The organism is Rhodobacteraceae bacterium M385 (assembly GCA_025141835.1).
Taxonomy (GTDB): Bacteria; Pseudomonadota; Alphaproteobacteria; order Rhodobacterales; family Rhodobacteraceae; genus Gymnodinialimonas.
The window spans coordinates 2,787,414-2,803,425 of sequence record CP081102.1; the positions used below are offsets into that span (position 1 = coordinate 2,787,414).

General features: G+C 60.5%; 18 protein-coding genes. 8 read left to right on the forward strand and 10 right to left on the reverse strand.

All coding sequences use genetic code 11. The features are described 5' to 3' along the window. From K3728_13595 to coxB, 6 genes are all read right to left on the reverse strand, one after another. Window positions 1–672, reverse strand: a complete 672-nt coding sequence (locus K3728_13595; protein ID UWQ94728.1) for an SURF1 family protein — start codon at window positions 670–672, stop codon at window positions 1–3. 175 nt (window positions 673–847) lie between these two features. Next, on the reverse strand, window positions 848–1,660 hold the full coding sequence (locus K3728_13600) for a cytochrome c oxidase subunit 3 (GenBank protein ID UWQ94729.1): 813 nt from the start codon (window positions 1,658–1,660) through the stop codon (window positions 848–850). A gap of 19 nt (window positions 1,661–1,679) precedes the next feature. Next, window positions 1,680–2,234 carry a cytochrome c oxidase assembly protein gene (locus K3728_13605; protein ID UWQ97561.1) on the reverse strand — a complete coding sequence of 185 codons (555 nt, stop codon included), beginning with the start codon at window positions 2,232–2,234 and terminating at the stop codon, window positions 1,680–1,682. Window positions 2,235–2,251: 17 nt separating this feature from the next. Next, complete coding sequence (locus tag K3728_13610; protein UWQ94730.1) at window positions 2,252–2,458, reverse strand: hypothetical protein; 207 nt, start codon at window positions 2,456–2,458, stop codon at window positions 2,252–2,254. Continuing rightward, on the reverse strand, window positions 2,458–3,387 hold the full coding sequence (gene cyoE / locus K3728_13615; GenBank protein ID UWQ94731.1) for a heme o synthase: 930 nt from the start codon (window positions 3,385–3,387) through the stop codon (window positions 2,458–2,460). The genes K3728_13610 and cyoE overlap by 1 nt, the downstream gene beginning before the upstream one ends. A 9-nt stretch (window positions 3,388–3,396) precedes the next feature. Next, entirely contained in the window at window positions 3,397–4,287 is an 891-nt protein-coding gene (coxB, locus tag K3728_13620; GenBank protein UWQ94732.1) for a cytochrome c oxidase subunit II, read from the reverse strand. 207 nt (window positions 4,288–4,494) lie between these two features. On the opposite strand from coxB, the gene tldD reads away from it, so the two are divergent. From tldD to dprA, 4 genes are all read left to right on the forward strand, one after another. After that, a complete protein-coding gene (gene tldD, locus K3728_13625; GenBank protein ID UWQ94733.1) occupies window positions 4,495–5,919 on the forward strand; it encodes a metalloprotease TldD in 1,425 nt (474 codons plus the stop codon). 3 nt (window positions 5,920–5,922) lie between these two features. After that, the gene (locus K3728_13630; protein UWQ94734.1) at window positions 5,923–6,237 is read left to right on the forward strand and encodes a hypothetical protein; all 315 of its coding nucleotides are present in this window, start codon (window positions 5,923–5,925) and stop codon (window positions 6,235–6,237) included. Then, entirely contained in the window at window positions 6,234–6,713 is a 480-nt protein-coding gene (locus tag K3728_13635; GenBank protein ID UWQ94735.1) for a hypothetical protein, read from the forward strand. Before K3728_13630 ends, K3728_13635 begins: the two co-directional genes overlap by 4 nt. A 74-nt stretch (window positions 6,714–6,787) precedes the next feature. Next, entirely contained in the window at window positions 6,788–7,999 is a 1,212-nt protein-coding gene (dprA, locus tag K3728_13640; protein UWQ94736.1) for a DNA-processing protein DprA, read from the forward strand. Here the strand turns inward: dprA and K3728_13645 are convergent. Further along, complete coding sequence (locus K3728_13645) at window positions 7,996–8,433, reverse strand: hypothetical protein (GenBank protein ID UWQ94737.1); 438 nt, start codon at window positions 8,431–8,433, stop codon at window positions 7,996–7,998. The two genes, dprA and K3728_13645, sit on opposite strands and share 4 nt — an antisense overlap. 116 nt (window positions 8,434–8,549) lie before the next feature. On the opposite strand from K3728_13645, the gene topA reads away from it, so the two are divergent. From topA to K3728_13660, 3 genes are all read left to right on the forward strand, one after another. Next, entirely contained in the window at window positions 8,550–11,294 is a 2,745-nt protein-coding gene (topA, locus tag K3728_13650; GenBank protein ID UWQ94738.1) for a type I DNA topoisomerase, read from the forward strand. Between the two features lie 69 nt (window positions 11,295–11,363). After that, window positions 11,364–11,960 (forward strand): nitroreductase family protein, encoded by a 597-nt coding sequence (locus K3728_13655; GenBank protein ID UWQ94739.1) that lies wholly within the window; start codon window positions 11,364–11,366, stop codon window positions 11,958–11,960. Continuing rightward, entirely contained in the window at window positions 11,957–12,670 is a 714-nt protein-coding gene (locus tag K3728_13660) for an EI24 domain-containing protein (protein UWQ94740.1), read from the forward strand. The genes K3728_13655 and K3728_13660 overlap by 4 nt, the downstream gene beginning before the upstream one ends. On the opposite strand, the gene K3728_13665 is transcribed toward K3728_13660, so the two are convergent. Next, entirely contained in the window at window positions 12,633–12,920 is a 288-nt protein-coding gene (locus tag K3728_13665) for a DUF1467 family protein (GenBank protein UWQ94741.1), read from the reverse strand. The two genes, K3728_13660 and K3728_13665, sit on opposite strands and share 38 nt — an antisense overlap. Next, complete coding sequence (gene mce / locus K3728_13670; protein ID UWQ94742.1) at window positions 12,920–13,324, reverse strand: methylmalonyl-CoA epimerase; 405 nt, start codon at window positions 13,322–13,324, stop codon at window positions 12,920–12,922. The genes K3728_13665 and mce overlap by 1 nt, the downstream gene beginning before the upstream one ends. Window positions 13,325–13,489: 165 nt before the next feature. Between mce and K3728_13675 the strand changes: the two genes are divergently transcribed. Beyond that, window positions 13,490–14,197: a response regulator gene (locus tag K3728_13675; GenBank protein ID UWQ94743.1), complete on the forward strand. Its 708-nt coding sequence runs from the start codon at window positions 13,490–13,492 to the stop codon at window positions 14,195–14,197. On the opposite strand, the gene aspS is transcribed toward K3728_13675, so the two are convergent. Next, window positions 14,194–15,969 carry an aspartate--tRNA ligase gene (aspS, locus tag K3728_13680; protein ID UWQ94744.1) on the reverse strand — a complete coding sequence of 592 codons (1,776 nt, stop codon included), beginning with the start codon at window positions 15,967–15,969 and terminating at the stop codon, window positions 14,194–14,196. The genes K3728_13675 and aspS overlap by 4 nt on opposite strands. Between the last annotated feature and the right edge of the window lie 43 nt (window positions 15,970–16,012).

The following is a 16,012-nucleotide window of genomic DNA, read 5'->3' on the forward strand; positions in this document are numbered from 1 at the left end:
TCAAACACTCCGTCGCGTGATACGCCAGAGCAAGAACGCTGTCATCCCCAACCACACAAGAGCAAGGCCAAACCATTGGATTGCATAACCCAAATGGTTGTTCGGAATGCCATCCGCCGTCACAGGAAGCGGCGTTAACGGCGCGTCCGATGCCGAAATCTCCCGTGTCACGATGAAAACCGGCTCGGCCTGCAATTGCGCAGACAACGCGTCCACGTCGCGGGCGTACCAGATGTTGCGGACCAAATCCGGCTCCGGCGTAAAGCCATCCACCTCATCGGGCCAATGCAGATTGCCAACGACGGTGACGGTTCCTTCCGGTGGCTCCGGCAAATTAACGCTTTCCGACACAAAGCCCCGATCCACCATCACCCGGCGCCCCTCCACTTCAAAGGCGGAAATCACGCGGTAGCCGGGGCCAGACCCCTGCATACTCACCAAAACCCGAACCGCATCCCGATCAAAACGGCCTTCAACGACGACCGGCAAATAGCGATCCGCATCCCGGTCTACCTGTTCCGGCAAATCCACAGGGGTTGCCTCAATCCGACCAGCAATCTCGGCCAAAACGCCCTCTTTCCATGCCAATCGTTGCAATTGCCACACCCCAAGAGCGCTCAGAAAAGCCGCCCCCACCAGCCCAAAAATCACAACAGAAATTACCCGCGACATACGTCCCCCTAACGGTCAAAAGGCCCACCTTGCGGCAGGCCTTTTCTTCATCTTTTCACAAATATCGACATCCAACGGTTCCCAGCTAGCGCGAACTTCCGAGAAGGCGCGGGGGAGGCGTCGGAGGGGTGGGCGGGTGGGCTCCGACGCCTCCCCCGTCCAACCTCGCCAGTTCTTACTGGCCCCAGATATAAACCGCCACGAAGAGGAACAGCCACACCACGTCAACAAAGTGCCAGTACCAAGCTGCGGCTTCAAAGCCCACGTGCTGTTCTGCCGTGAAGTGGCCCTTGCGCACGCGCAGGTAGCAGATGAACAGGAAGATCGTCCCGATTACCACGTGGAAGCCGTGGAAACCCGTGGCCATGAAGAAGGTAGAATAGAAACGGTCGCCATCGGGGCCGCCGAACTGCCAGCCTTCATGGGCGATCAGTTCCCAATACTCGAACGCTTGCAAACCGGTGAACGCAAGGCCCAGAACAACGGCGCCAAGCAGGCCATATTCAATGTCTTTGCGTGCGCCGCCGTGGACCAGCACATGGTGTGCCCAAGTCACAAGGCAGCCCGACAACAGCAGAACCAGCGTGTTGATCAGTGGCAGGTGGAACGGGTCAACCTGGTGGATCTCTGGCGGGATGTAGGTGGACGCCTCATAGGTATCCATCGAGTAGATCGTATGTTTGAAGAACGCCCAGAACCACGCCACGAAGAACATGACTTCCGACATGATGAACATGATGAAGCCATAGCGCAGGCCGATGCGCACGACGGGTGTGTGATCGCCCTCTCCGCTTTCGGTCACGACTTCGGACCACCAAGCGAACATGACGTAGAGCACGGCAACAAAGCCCGCGAGGAACAACCAAGGGGAGCCAGAGTGCATCCAGTTCACCGCGCCAAACAACATGGCGAACGCGCCGACGGCGCCCATAAGCGGCCAAATCGACGGCGGTAGGATGTGGTAATCGTGGCGTTTTACGTGGGCCATTTGGTTCTCCGGACTGATCTTAATTCTCCGCCTCTAGGGCGGCGTAGTCTTCGGGCATGTCGGTTACGTGGAACGTATACGACAGGGTGATTGCGGGCGTGCCGACGGTTTCGGGATCATTGCGGATCTCGGGGTCGACATAGAATGTGACGGGCATTTCAACCCGCTCACCGGGTTGAAGCACCTGCATCTCAAAGCAGAAGCAGGCGATTTTGACAAAGTAGCCGCCGGTGACAAAGGGGGCAACGTTGTAGCTTGCGGTCCCGGCAATCGGGCGGTCGGTGGGATTATAGGCCTCGTAGAACGCAAGGCCCGTCTCACCGATTGCAATATCCATATGCGGCACCACGGGGCGGAATTCCCAAGGCATATCGCTGGCGGTCGAGGCGTCAAACCGCACCCGGATCATGTCATCGAGAACCGTTTCGCTGCCCGCATCGGCCGTAACCGTTGCGCCGCCAAAGCCGGTGACCCGGCAGAACCAATCATAGAAAGGAACAGCCGCTGCCGTCAGACACCCCATGAAAACCACCACGCCGCACAATTGCAGCACGGTTTTGGTCTTCGGGTCCATCTTTTGCGGCGTATTGCTCACTCCGTTTCCTCCGTGATCGGAAGCATCGAGGCGCGTGGCACGTGGTCACTGGCTTCCAGCAAGCCACCTTCGCGCACTTTGGCAATGGTCAGGCCAAACACGATCGCACAGAACCCCAGAAGGCACAAAGCTGTGCCAACGTTACGGCCCAAACGGCGCTTGTGGATTTCGTGGGTCTCGGTGAGCCCCTTACCCTCGGCCATCAGATCAGCCTCCAGATTGCATCCAGCAACAAAGCGCCGAAATGCAGGAACAAATACAGAAGCGAGAATTTGAAGACGCGACGCTCGACCGCGTAGTTGTCAGCCTCGGCCTGCGCTTCTTCGCGCTTCCAGATGTCGTAGGCGCCTTTCAGAAACAGCGCGTTCAGCACGACGGCAGTGACCAGATAGATTGGTCCGGCCACATCTGTCAGCACAAGGCCGAGCGCCACAGGCACCAGCAGCACGGTATAGATCAAAATCTGACGACGCGTTTCACGGCGACCATGGGTCACGGTCAGCATCGGCACGTTCGCCTTGTGGTAATCGCCCTTCATGAACAGCGCCAAGGCCCAGAAGTGCGGGGGCGTCCACATGAAAATAAGCCCAAACATCAGAACCGAAGCGATGGTAATATCACCCGTCACCGCAGCCCATCCGATCATCGGAGGGAAAGAACCCGCCGCGCCGCCGATCACGATATTCCAAGGCGTGGAGCGTTTCAGCCACATGGAATAGACGACCGCGTAAAAGAAGATCGTGAAGGCCAAAAGGCCCGCCGCGACCCAATTGGTCGCCAAGCCAAGCATCACGACCGACAAGGCCGACAGCCACAGCCCCAAGGTCAGCGCCTCACCAGCGGGGACTTTGCCTGCAGGCACGGGCCGTTTGGCGGTGCGTTGCATCACGGAATCAATGTCCGCGTCATACCACATATTCAGCGCGCCCGAGGCCCCTGCCCCCAACGCAATAAACAAGATCGCGGTAAATCCGATCATCGGCGACGTGCCGCCCGGCGCGACCAGCAGGCCGACCAGCGCCGTAAACACCACAAGCGACATCACACGCGGCTTGAGCAGCGCGAAATAATCGCCAAACCCCGCGTCGTATTCGCGGGGCTCGGGTGTAGTTTGTGCAGCAAAATCGCTCATGATCCGGGCTTACTCCGCCGCTGCCAGCTCTAGGTACAGAGGAGCACGCGCACCGTCGAGGGAGGCAAACTCTGCCGCTTCACCGGCCAGCCATGCTTCATACTCTTCCGGTGTCACAGCGAAAACCGTGATCGGCATATAGGCGTGGGATGCGCCGCACAGTTCGGAACACTGACCGAAGTAGATACCTTCTTCGCCGGGGTTCACCTGGAAGTGCAGCTCAGCCAAGCGACCGGGCACGCCGTCCTGCTTCACGCCGAACGCGGGGATTGTCCAAGAATGGATCACGTCCGCCGCTGTTACTTGAACCACAACGCGCTGACCTGTTGGCACAACAACGGCTGTGTCAGTTGCCAGCAGATACTCATCCCGGGAATAGCCGAATTCAGCCAGCTCATCCTCGGCCAGCATGAAGCTGTCATAGGAGATGCCTTCTTCGGGGTACTCATAGCCCCAGTACCACTGGTAACCCGTCGCCTTAACGACAACGTCCGCATCAGGGATTGTCTGCTGACGGAACAGTACCGGAAGGGAGAACGCGCCAATCACCACTAGGATAATAAGCGGAACGATCGTCCAAGCCACTTCGATCCGTGTGTTATGTGTGAAGGACGCAGGCGTCGGGTTTGCCTTCGCGTTATGCTTGATCGCGGAATAGACCATCAGCGCCAGCACGAAGAGTGTGATCAGCCCTGCAATCCAAAGCAAGAAATCATCGAGCGCCCGAATATCCAGTGCGCCATCGGTCACGCCGGGTTGAAAATCAATCCCGCCGGGAATCGGTGCGCCGCGAATCTCGAGCCCATCGCGCATTCCGGTGGTCTGCGCGGCCACCATCGTGGCGGTGAAGGTTGCGCCAAGTGCGGCCATAACGCCGCTGAGCGTCTTGCGAATTGCCATGTGGTCTGTCCTGTTGTCCGTCCGGTCCGCTCCCCAAAGGGCGCAATGCCCTAAGCCGCGGTGCCGTCATCTGTTCACGCTGTGCCAGACCATATAGCGCCGTGTCACACAAGGCAGTGGCCTAAATTGTCTCACCTATTGGTTGAGACGGGGTGTCGCACCCGGCTCGAAACACACTATATAGAGAGCGACCTTAAGGAGCCCTAAATGTCTGACGCCACGCCCTTCCGTCCGTTTGAGACCCATCTTGAAGAGGCCGCCGCCCTGCGGGTGCTGCGTTCTGCCACCCAGGGTGCCGACGATGGAGAGCTTTTTCTGGAGCGGTGCCGCTCGGAAGTTCTCGTATTTGACGACGGTCGCGTAAAGAACGCCTCTTATGATGCGGTGCAGGGGTTTGGCCTGCGCGCGGTGAAAGGGGAAGTCGCTGGCTACGCGCATTCTACCGAAATCTCCGAGGCTGCATTGCTCCGCGCGTCAGAAACCACGCGCCTTGCGGTAGGCGATGGCGGCGGCACTATGGCCGATGCGCCGCGCGGCACCAACGAAAGGCTCTACACCGATGAAGACCCCATGGCGGGCGCGGAATTTGGCGTGAAGCTAGAAACGTTGGCCGAGATTGATGCCTACGCGCGTGCCTTGGATAAACGCGTGGTGCAGGTCAGCGCCTCGATGGCGGCATCCCACCAGGAGGTGGTGATTTTGCGCCCTGAAGGCGGCAGCGTCAGTGATGTGCGCCCGATGGTGCGCCTGAATGTGTCGATCATTGTCGAAGAGAACGGCCGCCGCGAATCCGGCTCGGCGGGCGGCGGCGGGCGTGTTGGCCTGACCGGTTTGATGACCCGCGAACATTGGGAAGCCACCGCGCGTGAAGCTCTGCGTGTGGCCGTCGTGAACCTAAGCGCGGAACCCGCGCCTGCGGGCGTCATGGACGTCGCCTTGGGCAACGGTTGGCCCGGTATTTTGCTGCACGAGGCCATTGGTCATGGGCTGGAGGGGGACTTCAACCGTAAGAAACAAAGCGCTTTTGCAGGGCTGATGGGGCAGCGGATCGCCTCTAAGGGGGTGACGGTGCTTGACGACGGCACGATCCCGGATCGGCGCGGCTCGATCTCGGTGGATGATGAGGGGACACCTTCGGAGGCCACCACATTGATCGAGGACGGCGTGCTGGTGGGCTACATGCAGGACCGCCAGTCGGCCCGCTTGATGGGGGTCGCGCCCACCGGCAACGGACGGCGCGAAAGCTATGCCCATGCGCCCATGACGCGGATGACCAACACCTACATGTTGGGCGGCGACGTGGCCCCCGGCGACATCGTGGCTGACGTGAAAGACGGGATCTATGCGGTCGGGTTTGGCGGCGGTCAGGTGGATATTACCAACGGCAAATTCGTATTCTCCTGCACCGAAGCCTACCGGGTAAAAAATGGCGTGGTGGGCGCGCCCGTCAAAGGCGCCACCCTGATCGGCGACGGCGCCACCGCGTTGCAACACATCCGCGCCATCGGCAACGACATGGCGCTGGACCCCGGAATGGGCAATTGCGGCAAGCAAGGCCAATGGGTGCCAGTGGGCGTGGGGCAACCGACGCTTTTGATCGGTGGCCTTACGGTTGGCGGCTCCGCAGCTTAACCGATGGGCCGCATTGCCCCCATACGCACCGCCCGCCCCGTGCCCACGGGGCTGATGGTCTTGGCCGGCATCTTGTGCCATTTCGCCCTGCCCTTCGCGCTGATCTTGGCACATTTCGCAAATCGACATGAGATTAACGGCTGGCGTGCAACGATTGCGGGCGGTGCGGGTTTCGGCGCGATGGCTGGTATCCTTCTTGGCGGGCCTGAGCCGCAACTTATGGGCCTGAGCGTCGCGCTCGGCACAGCCTACGGGCTGTCGTTTTGCGCGCTCGCCCATGGCATGGCGCACCTGCGCGACAGGAAAGCAAGATCATGAGCTTCTTTTCCCCCATCTTCCGCAGTCGTCGCTTTGGCCATCGCCTGTTGACCGCTCAGAAGGTCGTTCTGATCGGGGCGATTACCTGGCTCGCCCCTACGTTGATTGGGGGGCTGATTTTTGCTTTGGCACTATACGGGTATGAGCCCAACAATTTTGACAGCCCTTGGACTATTGTCTCGACGATTGGCGGTATGATGCTGCTGGCCCCTTTGGCGGGCATCATGTTGGTACCTCTGGCGCTTTTGGTAGGGGCATGGGCCATGCGGTTTGGGGTGGCCGGGTGGGCGACAGCGCTGATCGTGGCAATCTTGGCCCCGTTGGGAATCGGTGCCTTCATGCAGTGGTCTGAGCCCACATCCGAGGCGATCGACGCGATGTTTGTGTTTGTTCCCGTCAGCCTCGTGCATGGGGCAATCATGTGGATTGCGACGCGCTGGCTTTGCCCAGAGGCCCTAATCACGCCTTCCAGCTAACTTTAGGCAAAGAGTCTTCGTGTTTGACGCCCTTTATTAAGGCTTCGTTAACGACTCCGCGCAAGCCTGAGGGCATGTGGACAGCACCCGATTCTCCTCTGGCAGGCCAATGGGCCGAAACGCAGCAACCCAACGATTGGTTTGATGCCGCGTTTCACGACGCCCCTGTGGCCTATACGCCCCCGCCCGCCCAAGGCGACGATGACCGCTTGCTACGCTTGCGCCTCATTCGGTCGCGGCGGGTCGGCCCCGCTACCTACCTGCGATTGCTTGCTGAACACGGCAGCGCCGCTGCCGCGTTGGACGCCTTGCCTCAGGTGGCTGCCGCGGCGGGTGTTCAGAAGTATGAAGTCTGCCCAGAGGCCGTCGTTCAGGCGGAACTGCGGGCCGCGGCGCGGGTTGGCGCGCGGATGATCTGCTTGGGCGACCCTGATTACCCTGCGACGCTGGCCGAGATATCGGATGCGCCGCCTGTGATCTGGGCCATTGGTCGTGTCAGCCTGATAGCGCGGGCCTGCGTGGCGCTTGTGGGGACGCGCAATGCCTCTAGCCTTGGGGCCAGAATGACGCGGAAACTGGCGGCAGAGCTTGGGGAGGCTGGATTCACCGTTGTGTCTGGCCTTGCGCGAGGCATCGACACGATCGCCCACACGGCCAGTCTTGAAACCGGCACCGTCGCCGTCCTCGCGGGTGGTGTCGATGTCGTCTACCCTACGGAGAATACGGAAGTGACAGCGAAAATCGCGGACAAGGGATTGCTACTGTCCGAGCAACCCCTTGGTTTGCACCCCCAAGCGCGTCACTTCCCGCGCCGCAATCGTATCGTCTCGGGGATTGCCCAAGGCGTGATTGTGGTGGAGGCAGCCGCGCGGTCTGGATCCCTGATCACCGCGCGGTGTGCTGCCGATCAAGGCCGGGAGGTCATGGCCGTCCCCGGCCACCCAATGGATAGCCGGGCCTCCGGCGCCAATATCCTGCTGCGCGATGGCGCCACCCTGATCCGGGGCGTTGATGATGTGATCGAGGCCCTTGGCAGCCCGCCGCAACCGCTCAACAGTGCCTCTGCCATGGCACAGGACTTCCAGAAACCCGCCCCTGCCCCAGAACGTCCCGACGGCGGTTGGGAGGCGCAGATTCTCTCCCACATAGGCCCAACGCCCGTACCCGAGGATCAGATCATCCGAGATCTGGGGGCAAGCCCGCGCGAATTGGCGCAGGCATTAGCGGTTTTGGAAATGTCTGGCCGTGTCACTCGGACAGCGGGGGGCATGATCAGCGCCAGTTAGCAGCCATATCGCGGCAACAAACTACCGAACACGTCGCAGCGATATCCCCACCACCACACATCCGATGATCCCAACCCGTATTCCACCACCTGCCAGTGACCGCGTTCTTGTACGTAAAACACCTCGAACCTTGGGCCATCGACCTCAAACGGATCCACGTACCGCCACTGAACCATCGGCGTCGCGGCCATGTCGATCTCTGCCCCGCCGGGGCGCTGTGCCATCAACCGCGCAAAGGCTATGTCGCCGTCCACCGACAACTCCAGCACGCGAAATTCTATCGGCGCACCCAGATCGAACGCCGCGAGGGGGCGAAAGGTGTTCAGCAGCTCTGCCCGCAACTCCGAACCTCTGGGCGGCTCAAAGGGTGCCGCGAGGCATAGACCGGACAAACTGAAGAAAATTGAAGCTATTAACCCAAGCCGAATTCGCATATCGCGCCTCCTCAATTCATCGTCACAATATACATGCGGCGTGGCGCATTGACATCTTACCCCAAGCGCCCACATGTTCCGCCGCCAGTCCCATTCCGTTCGAAAGTGATCAAAATATGCCTGTTGTCGTTGTCGAATCCCCAGCTAAGGCCAAGACAATTAACAAGTATTTAGGCAGCGACTATACTGTCCTTGCCTCTTACGGTCACGTCCGCGACCTGCCCTCCAAGGACGGTTCCGTCGATACCGACGACGGATTTGAGATGAAGTGGGAGATCGGAAGTGATTCCAAAAAGCACGTCAAAGCGATCGTGGACGCGCTAAAAGAAGACAACGCCTTGATCCTCGCGACCGACCCCGACCGCGAGGGGGAGGCGATCTCTTGGCACCTGCAAGAAGCGCTGACATCGCGCAAGGCGATCAAGAAAGACACTCCCGTCAGCCGGGTGACCTTTAATGCGATCACCAAGGATGCCGTCACCAAAGCGATGGCCGAGCCGCGCCAAGTGGATATGGAGCTGGTTGAGGCTTATCTGGCCCGTCGCGCGCTGGACTATCTGGTGGGCTTCAACCTGTCGCCCGTTCTGTGGCGCAAGTTGCCCGGCGCGAAATCTGCGGGCCGGGTGCAATCGGTTTGCCTGCGCCTTGTGGTTGAGCGTGAGATGGAGATCGAGGCGTTTCGTCCCCGCGAATATTGGTCGGTGCGCGCCGTTCTCGATACCCCGCGTGGGCAATCCATTGAGGCCCGCCTGACCGTTCTGGGTGGCAAGAAACTGGACCGCTACGACCTGCCCTCCGCTGCCGAAGCGGGCCTTGCGGTAAAGGCCGTGTCCTCTCGCAAACTCAGCGTCGCGGATGTGGAGGCCAAGCCAGCCAACCGCAATCCTTCGCCGCCGTTCATGACCTCGACCCTGCAACAGGAAGCCTCGCGCAAGTTGGGCATGGGAGCGAAACAAGCGATGAGCACGGCTCAGCGCCTGTATGAAGCGGGCCACATTACCTACATGCGGACCGATGGGATCGACATGGCGCCCGAAGCCGTAGATCAGGCGCGTGGGGCGATCAAGGATCGTTACGGCGACGATTACGTTCCCGCCAAGCCACGGATTTACAAGAACAAAGCGAAGAACGCCCAGGAGGCCCACGAATGTGTGCGCCCCACCGACATGACCAAGGCAGCCAGTGATCTGAGCCTGACGGAAGAGGATCAGCGTAGGCTCTATGACTTGATCTGGAAGCGCACGATTGCCAGCCAGATGGAAGCCGCGCGTCTTGAGCGTACGACCGTGACCATCGCCTCGGACGATCGCGACGTGGAGCTGCGCGCGACGGGTCAGGTGATGTTGTTTGACGGCTTCCTCAAGGTTTACGAGGAAGGCCGCGACGATGTGGGCGACGACGAAGACAGCAAGCGCCTGCCGCAGGTCCACGCGGGCGATTCGCTGACACCGACGGCGCAAGCGCTGGCTGCGGACTACGCCAAGTTCTCCGGCGATGATGTGGTGGAAGACGACAGCGGCGATCTGCAACGCTCCAAGGGCGCAATTATGGCTGCATCGGGCGCGGTTCTGGGCCAACAACACCACACGGCCCCCCCGCCCCGCTACACCGAGGCGACACTGGTGAAACGGATGGAGGAACTCGGCATCGGGCGCCCCTCTACCTATGCGTCGATCATGGATACGATCCAGAACCGTGGCTACGTGCTGAAGGACAAGGGCCGCCTGATTCCAGAGGACAAGGGCCGTCTGGTGACGGTGTTTTTGTCCAATTATTTCAACCGCTACGTGCAATATGACTTCACCGCCGATCTAGAGCATCAGCTGGATGAAGTCAGCGCCGGTGACCGCCATTACAAGGATGTGCTGGAGCGGTTCTGGAAGGATTTTCACGCCGCTATTGATGAGACCTCCGAGCTGCGCATCACCGAGGTGTTGGACAAGATTAACGAGGTGCTGGAGCCGCATCTGTTCCCTGACCCCGGCGACGGCACAGATCCGCGCCTTTGCCCCAACTGCGGGCTGGGACGTCTGTCCATGCGCACTGCGCGGGCGGGTGGGGCATTTATCGGCTGCTCTGCCTATCCCGAATGCCGCTACACGCGCCCCTTCGGCCCGCCAAATCCCGAGGCGGAAGCATCCGCCATCCCGCCCGAAGGCAAGCTGTTGGGCGAAGATCAAGGCGACGAAATCCGCGTCTTCAAGGGCCGTTTCGGCCCCTATGTGCAGCGCGGCCCCGTAACGGAAGAAAACAAGAAGCCGCCGCGCCAGTCGGTTCCCAAGGACTGGCCACCGGAAGAGCTGGAGATGGAGCGCGCGTTGATGCTCCTGTCCCTGCCGCGCAAAATCGGGCCGCACCCCGAAGATGGCGTGATGGTCTGGTCCAATATCGGGCGCTACGGCCCTTATTTGAAGCACGCCGAAAGCACCTCGGACCGGGGTGGCACCAACGCCAATCTGGACGGGTTGGACGAGGTTTTCACTGTGGGCATGAACCGTGCCGTGCAGCTTTTGGCCGAGAAAGTCGCCTCTCGGGGGGCGCGGGGCCAAGCCGCGAAACCGTTGCGTGAATTGGGCGAACACCCCGATGCGGGCGGGCCGGTCAACGTCATGAAGGGCAAGTACGGCCCCTATGTGAAGTGGGATAAGGTCAACGCCACGATCCCCGAAACCATTGATCCAGAAGAAATTTCCATGGATCAAGCGGTACAATTGATCGAGGAGAGGGCAGCAAAGTCTGGCAAGAAGAAGCCAGCGGCAAAGAAAAAGGCCGCCCCAAAGAAAAAACCCGCGGCAAAGAAGCCCGCGGCGAAGAAAGCGGCCCCCAAGAAGACGGCGGCCGCCAAGAAAGACGCGGACTAACGCAGCCGGCGGGAGGATATTGAGCCGTTAAGGCTTGATCTTCCCGCCACCACCCCCGAAATGCTGTGCATGTCCGAGCCCACGCGCCCCCTTACGTCAAAGCCAGAAGCCCTGGAGTTTCTGTTGTCGCGCCGCTCTCGTCCGCCGCGGATGTTGGGCGATCGCGCTCCGGATCACGGGACGCTGACGACGCTTCTTAACGCCGCGTGTCGCGTGCCCGATCACGGCAAGCTGGAGCCGTGGCGCTTTATCGTACTGAAGGCAGAGGCCTGCCAACGCCTTGCAGACTTGTCGCAGACACGGGGCGAAGCTTTGGGCATTGATCCCAAACGGCTTGCCAAAGATGTCACGGGATTTCGCGAGAGCCCGATGATTGTGGCCGTCATTTCCAGCCCCAAACCCCATCCGATTGTACCCGAGGTGGAGCAATATGCCTCTGCCGCCGCGTGTTGCCTGTCGCTCCTGAACGCCGCATTGGCGGCGGGCTGGGGTGCTGTCTGGCTGACGGGGTGGCGCGCGACGGATCGGCCCTTTCTGACGCAGGGCTTGCAGCTTTTCCCCCATGAAACCGTCGCGGGCTATATCCACATTGCCAATGAGGTCCGGGTTCCACCCGACCGCCCTCGCCCTGACACCGACGCGCTGACCACCTGGGTAGACACATGATTTTAGACGCTTTTTTCAAATCCCTCCGGCAGTTGACCGATAGCCGCTTCATCGGCGTGCTGGCCCTTGGCATCGGCCTGACCGTCGGCCTGCTGGTGGCATTCTACGGCGCCTTCGCGCTGTTCATCGGGTGGATGCTGCCGGACAGTTTCTCGCTGCCGTGGATTGGTGAAATCACATGGGTGGACGATGCGCTGACGATCGCGGGCATCCCTTTGATGTTGGTGTTATCTATCTTTCTGATGGTGCCCGTCGCCTCGGCTTTCATGGGCATTTTTCTGGAGCGCGTGGCCAGCGCGGTAGAGGATAAACACTACAAGGGTCTGCCCCCATCGCGCGGCCTGTCAATTGGCGAAGCCCTTGTAGATGTTGCGAAATTTCTGGGGGTTCTGACGCTAGTGAACCTTGTGGCACTGATCCTTTACCTGATCTTCGCCCCTCTTGCGCCGATCCTGTTCTGGGTCGTGAACGGCGTCTTGTTAGGGCGGGAGTACGGGCAAATGGTTGCCCTGCGCCGCGAATCTGCGGCGGGTGCTGCGGCGTTCCGAAAGCGCAACCGGCCGACTTTGTTCGCCGCGGGCGTTTTGATGGCGGTGCCGCTGACGATCCCAGTGGTGAACTTGCTGGTCCCGATCCTTGGGGCAGCCACGTTCACGCACCTTTACCACATGCTTAACGCGGCGCCGACGACCCCATCCCGAAGCGGGTAAAGAGGTCAATATCTTCCAGCGAGATCAGCTGAAAAATGATGATCGAGGCGATGACGGCCCAGATGCCCGCCGCAACGATGGACGTCCAGATCACACGCTTTTTCATTTGCGCATCGGCGGGGGCGGACCCGTGGGTGCCTGCCACCCGCTCGCCCGCCTCATCCTGGCTGGTGACACGCACCTGAAGCGCGATCAGCAGCGTCATGAACCAGATCACGGCGTAAAGAACGATCCCGGTAACTACCCCCATCAGACCTGCTCCAACTCGACCAGCGTGCCGGTGAAGTCTTTGGGATGCAGGAACAAGACGGGTTTCCCATGGGCGCCGATCTTCGGCTCCCCACTGCCCAGAACGCGGGCACCATCGGCCTTCAACTTGTCTCGTGCGACTAGGATATCTTCAACTTCATAACAGATATGATGGATGCCTCCAGCCGGATTCTTTTCCAAAAACGAACCAATGGGTGAGTTATCCCCAAGGGGGTAGAGAAGCTCGATCTTGGTGTTGGGAAGGGTGATGAAAATAACCGTAACGCCGTGGTCCGGCTCATCTTGGGGCGGGCCCACTTCGGCCCCAAGGGTGTTACGATAGAGCGCAGCCGCAGCGTCGAGGTCCGGCACGGCGATGGCAACGTGGTTAAGGCGTCCGATCATGGGAGCTTCCGTTTATCTAGCGTTCCCACGGATATGGCGCGGCGGGACTACCAAGGCAAGGACAGGCGATGTCGCATCAGGGTCCGCGTTTACCGATCATAAACCTTAAGTGTGCCAAAAAGTGAGGGCGCGAAAGGAATCGCGTTCTCACAATGGAAAGCAGCGATGGATGACCGATTGACGGAGTTTGAACTTCGCCCTCAGCCCACGGCAGAACGCCCTCTTCTGGGGATCACGATCCTTGTGGTTGAAGACAGCCGATATGCGTCTGAAGCGATTAGGCTGATGAGCTTGCGTTCCGGCGCCCGTTTGCGACGGGCCGATTGTCTGGCATCGGCGGAGCGGCATTTGAACGTCTATTCCCCCACGGTCGCCATCGTTGACCTTGGGCTGCCCGATGGCTCGGGGCTGGATCTGATCAAATCCATGGCGGAGACGAAGCCCCGCGTCCAAGTGATCTTGGGCACCTCTGGCGCAGAGAGGGAGGCATCTGAAGCCGCCGTTCTGGCGTGCGGTGCCGATGGGTTCATTGCCAAGCCGGTCTCCACCGTCGCCGCTTATCAGGCCGCGATCCTGGCCCACCTGCCCTATGCGCAGCGCCCCTCAGGCCCGCGAGAGGCCAATATCGTCAGCGTTGACCCCGATCCGCTCGCCCTACGCGAAGACCTGAGCCACGCCATGGACCTGCTGGCGTTAGACAGGCCGCCCGTCAGCTACCTAAGACGGTTTCTGATCGGCTTGGCGCGCGCCGTGAAGGACAATTCGCTAGAGGCGCATGCCCATGACATGACAGAGACTCTCGGCGCCCCAGACCGCGCGGCGCTGCGCGCGATATTGTCGGGTCGTATCCAAGCCGTCGCAGGCGCGGTTTAGTCCTGCGGTATGACCCGCAGGCCAAGCTCCATCAATTGATCCGACATCGGATCAGACGGCGCGTTCATCATCAGGTCTTCGGCCCTTTGGTTCATCGGGAACAAGATCACCTCACGGATATTCGCGGTATCCGCTAGAAGCATCACGATGCGGTCGATCCCTGCCGCGCACCCACCGTGGGGCGGAGCGCCGTATTGGAAGGCGTTAACCATGCCGCCAAAGCGCTTGCGCACCTCGTCGGCGCCATAGCCCGCCAGTTCAAATGCTTTGAACATGATCTCGGGCTGGTGGTTACGGATGGCACCGGAGACCAGTTCATACCCGTTGCAGGCAAGGTCATACTGGTAGCCGAGCACTGTCAGAGGGTCACCGTTCAGCGCCTCTAGCCCGCCTTGTGGCATCGAGAACGGGTTGTGGGAAAAGTCGATCTTGCCGGTTTCTTCATCGGCCTCGTACATCGGGAAGTCCACGATCCAAGCGAAGGCGAAGCGGTTCTGTTCGGTCAGGCCGAGTTCATCACCGATTACTGTGCGCGCACGGCCTGCAACGGCCTCGAATTGAGAAGGCTTGCCCGCAAGGAAGAAGGCCGCATCGCCGACGCCAAGGTCAAGTTGTTGGCGGATCGCTTCGGTCCGTTCTGGCCCGATGTTTTTCGCCAGAGGACCGGCGGCTTCCATCCCCTCGCCCTGATCGCGCCAGAAGATGTAGCCCATGCCGGGCAGGCCCTGTTCTTGGGCGAATTTATTCATCCGGTCGCAGAACTTGCGAGACCCGCCCTTGGGCGCGGGAATGGCGCGAACCTGCGTGCCTTCCTGCTCTAGCAGCTTGGCGAAGATGGCAAAGCCGGAGCTCGCGAAATGCTCGGACACGACCTGCATCTTGATCGGGTTGCGCAGGTCGGGCTTGTCGGTGCCGTACCACAGCGCACTGTCGGCGTAGCTGATGAGCGGCCAATCCTGATCGACGGATGCGCCTTCGCCAAACTCTTCAAACACGCCGCGAAGGACCGGTTCGATCGTGTCGAAGACATCTTGCTGCTCCACGAAGCTCATTTCCAGGTCGAGCTGGTAGAAGTCGGTGGGCGAGCGGTCAGCACGCGGATCTTCATCGCGGAAGCAGGGCGCAATCTGGAAGTATTTGTCGAAGCCCGAGACCATCAGCAGCTGTTTGAACTGCTGAGGCGCTTGGGGCAGCGCGTAGAATTTGCCGGGGTGCTGACGGGACGGCACGAGGAAATCGCGCGCGCCTTCCGGAGAGGAGGCCGTGATGATCGGCGTCTGGAACTCGCGGAAATCCTTTTCCCACATCCGTTTGCGGATGCTCGACACCACATCCGAGCGCAGCATCATGTTGTTTTGCATCTTCTCTCGACGCAGATCGAGGTAGCGATACTTCAGTCGCGTTTCCTCGGGGTATTCCTGGTCGCCGAAGACCTGCAAGGGCAGCTCAGCCGCCGCACCGAGGACTTCGAGGTCGCGGATATAGACCTCAATCTCACCGGTGGGCAGTTTCTCGTTCACCAGCTCGGGCGCACGGGCTTTTACGACGCCGTCGATGCGCACGCAGAACTCGGCCCGGAGCTTTTCGACTTCGGAGAACACGGGGCTATCGGGATCGCAGAGAATCTGGGTGATGCCGAAGTGGTCACGCAGGTCGATGAAGATCACCCCACCGTGGTCACGGCGGCGATGCACCCAACCCGAAAGGCGGATCGTCTCGCCAACATTGGCGGCGGTCAGGGCGGCACAGGAATGGCTGCGATAGGCGTGCATCGGGAGATCTCCGGCGGTGGTAAGCATGGTGTGGTGTGCGGGA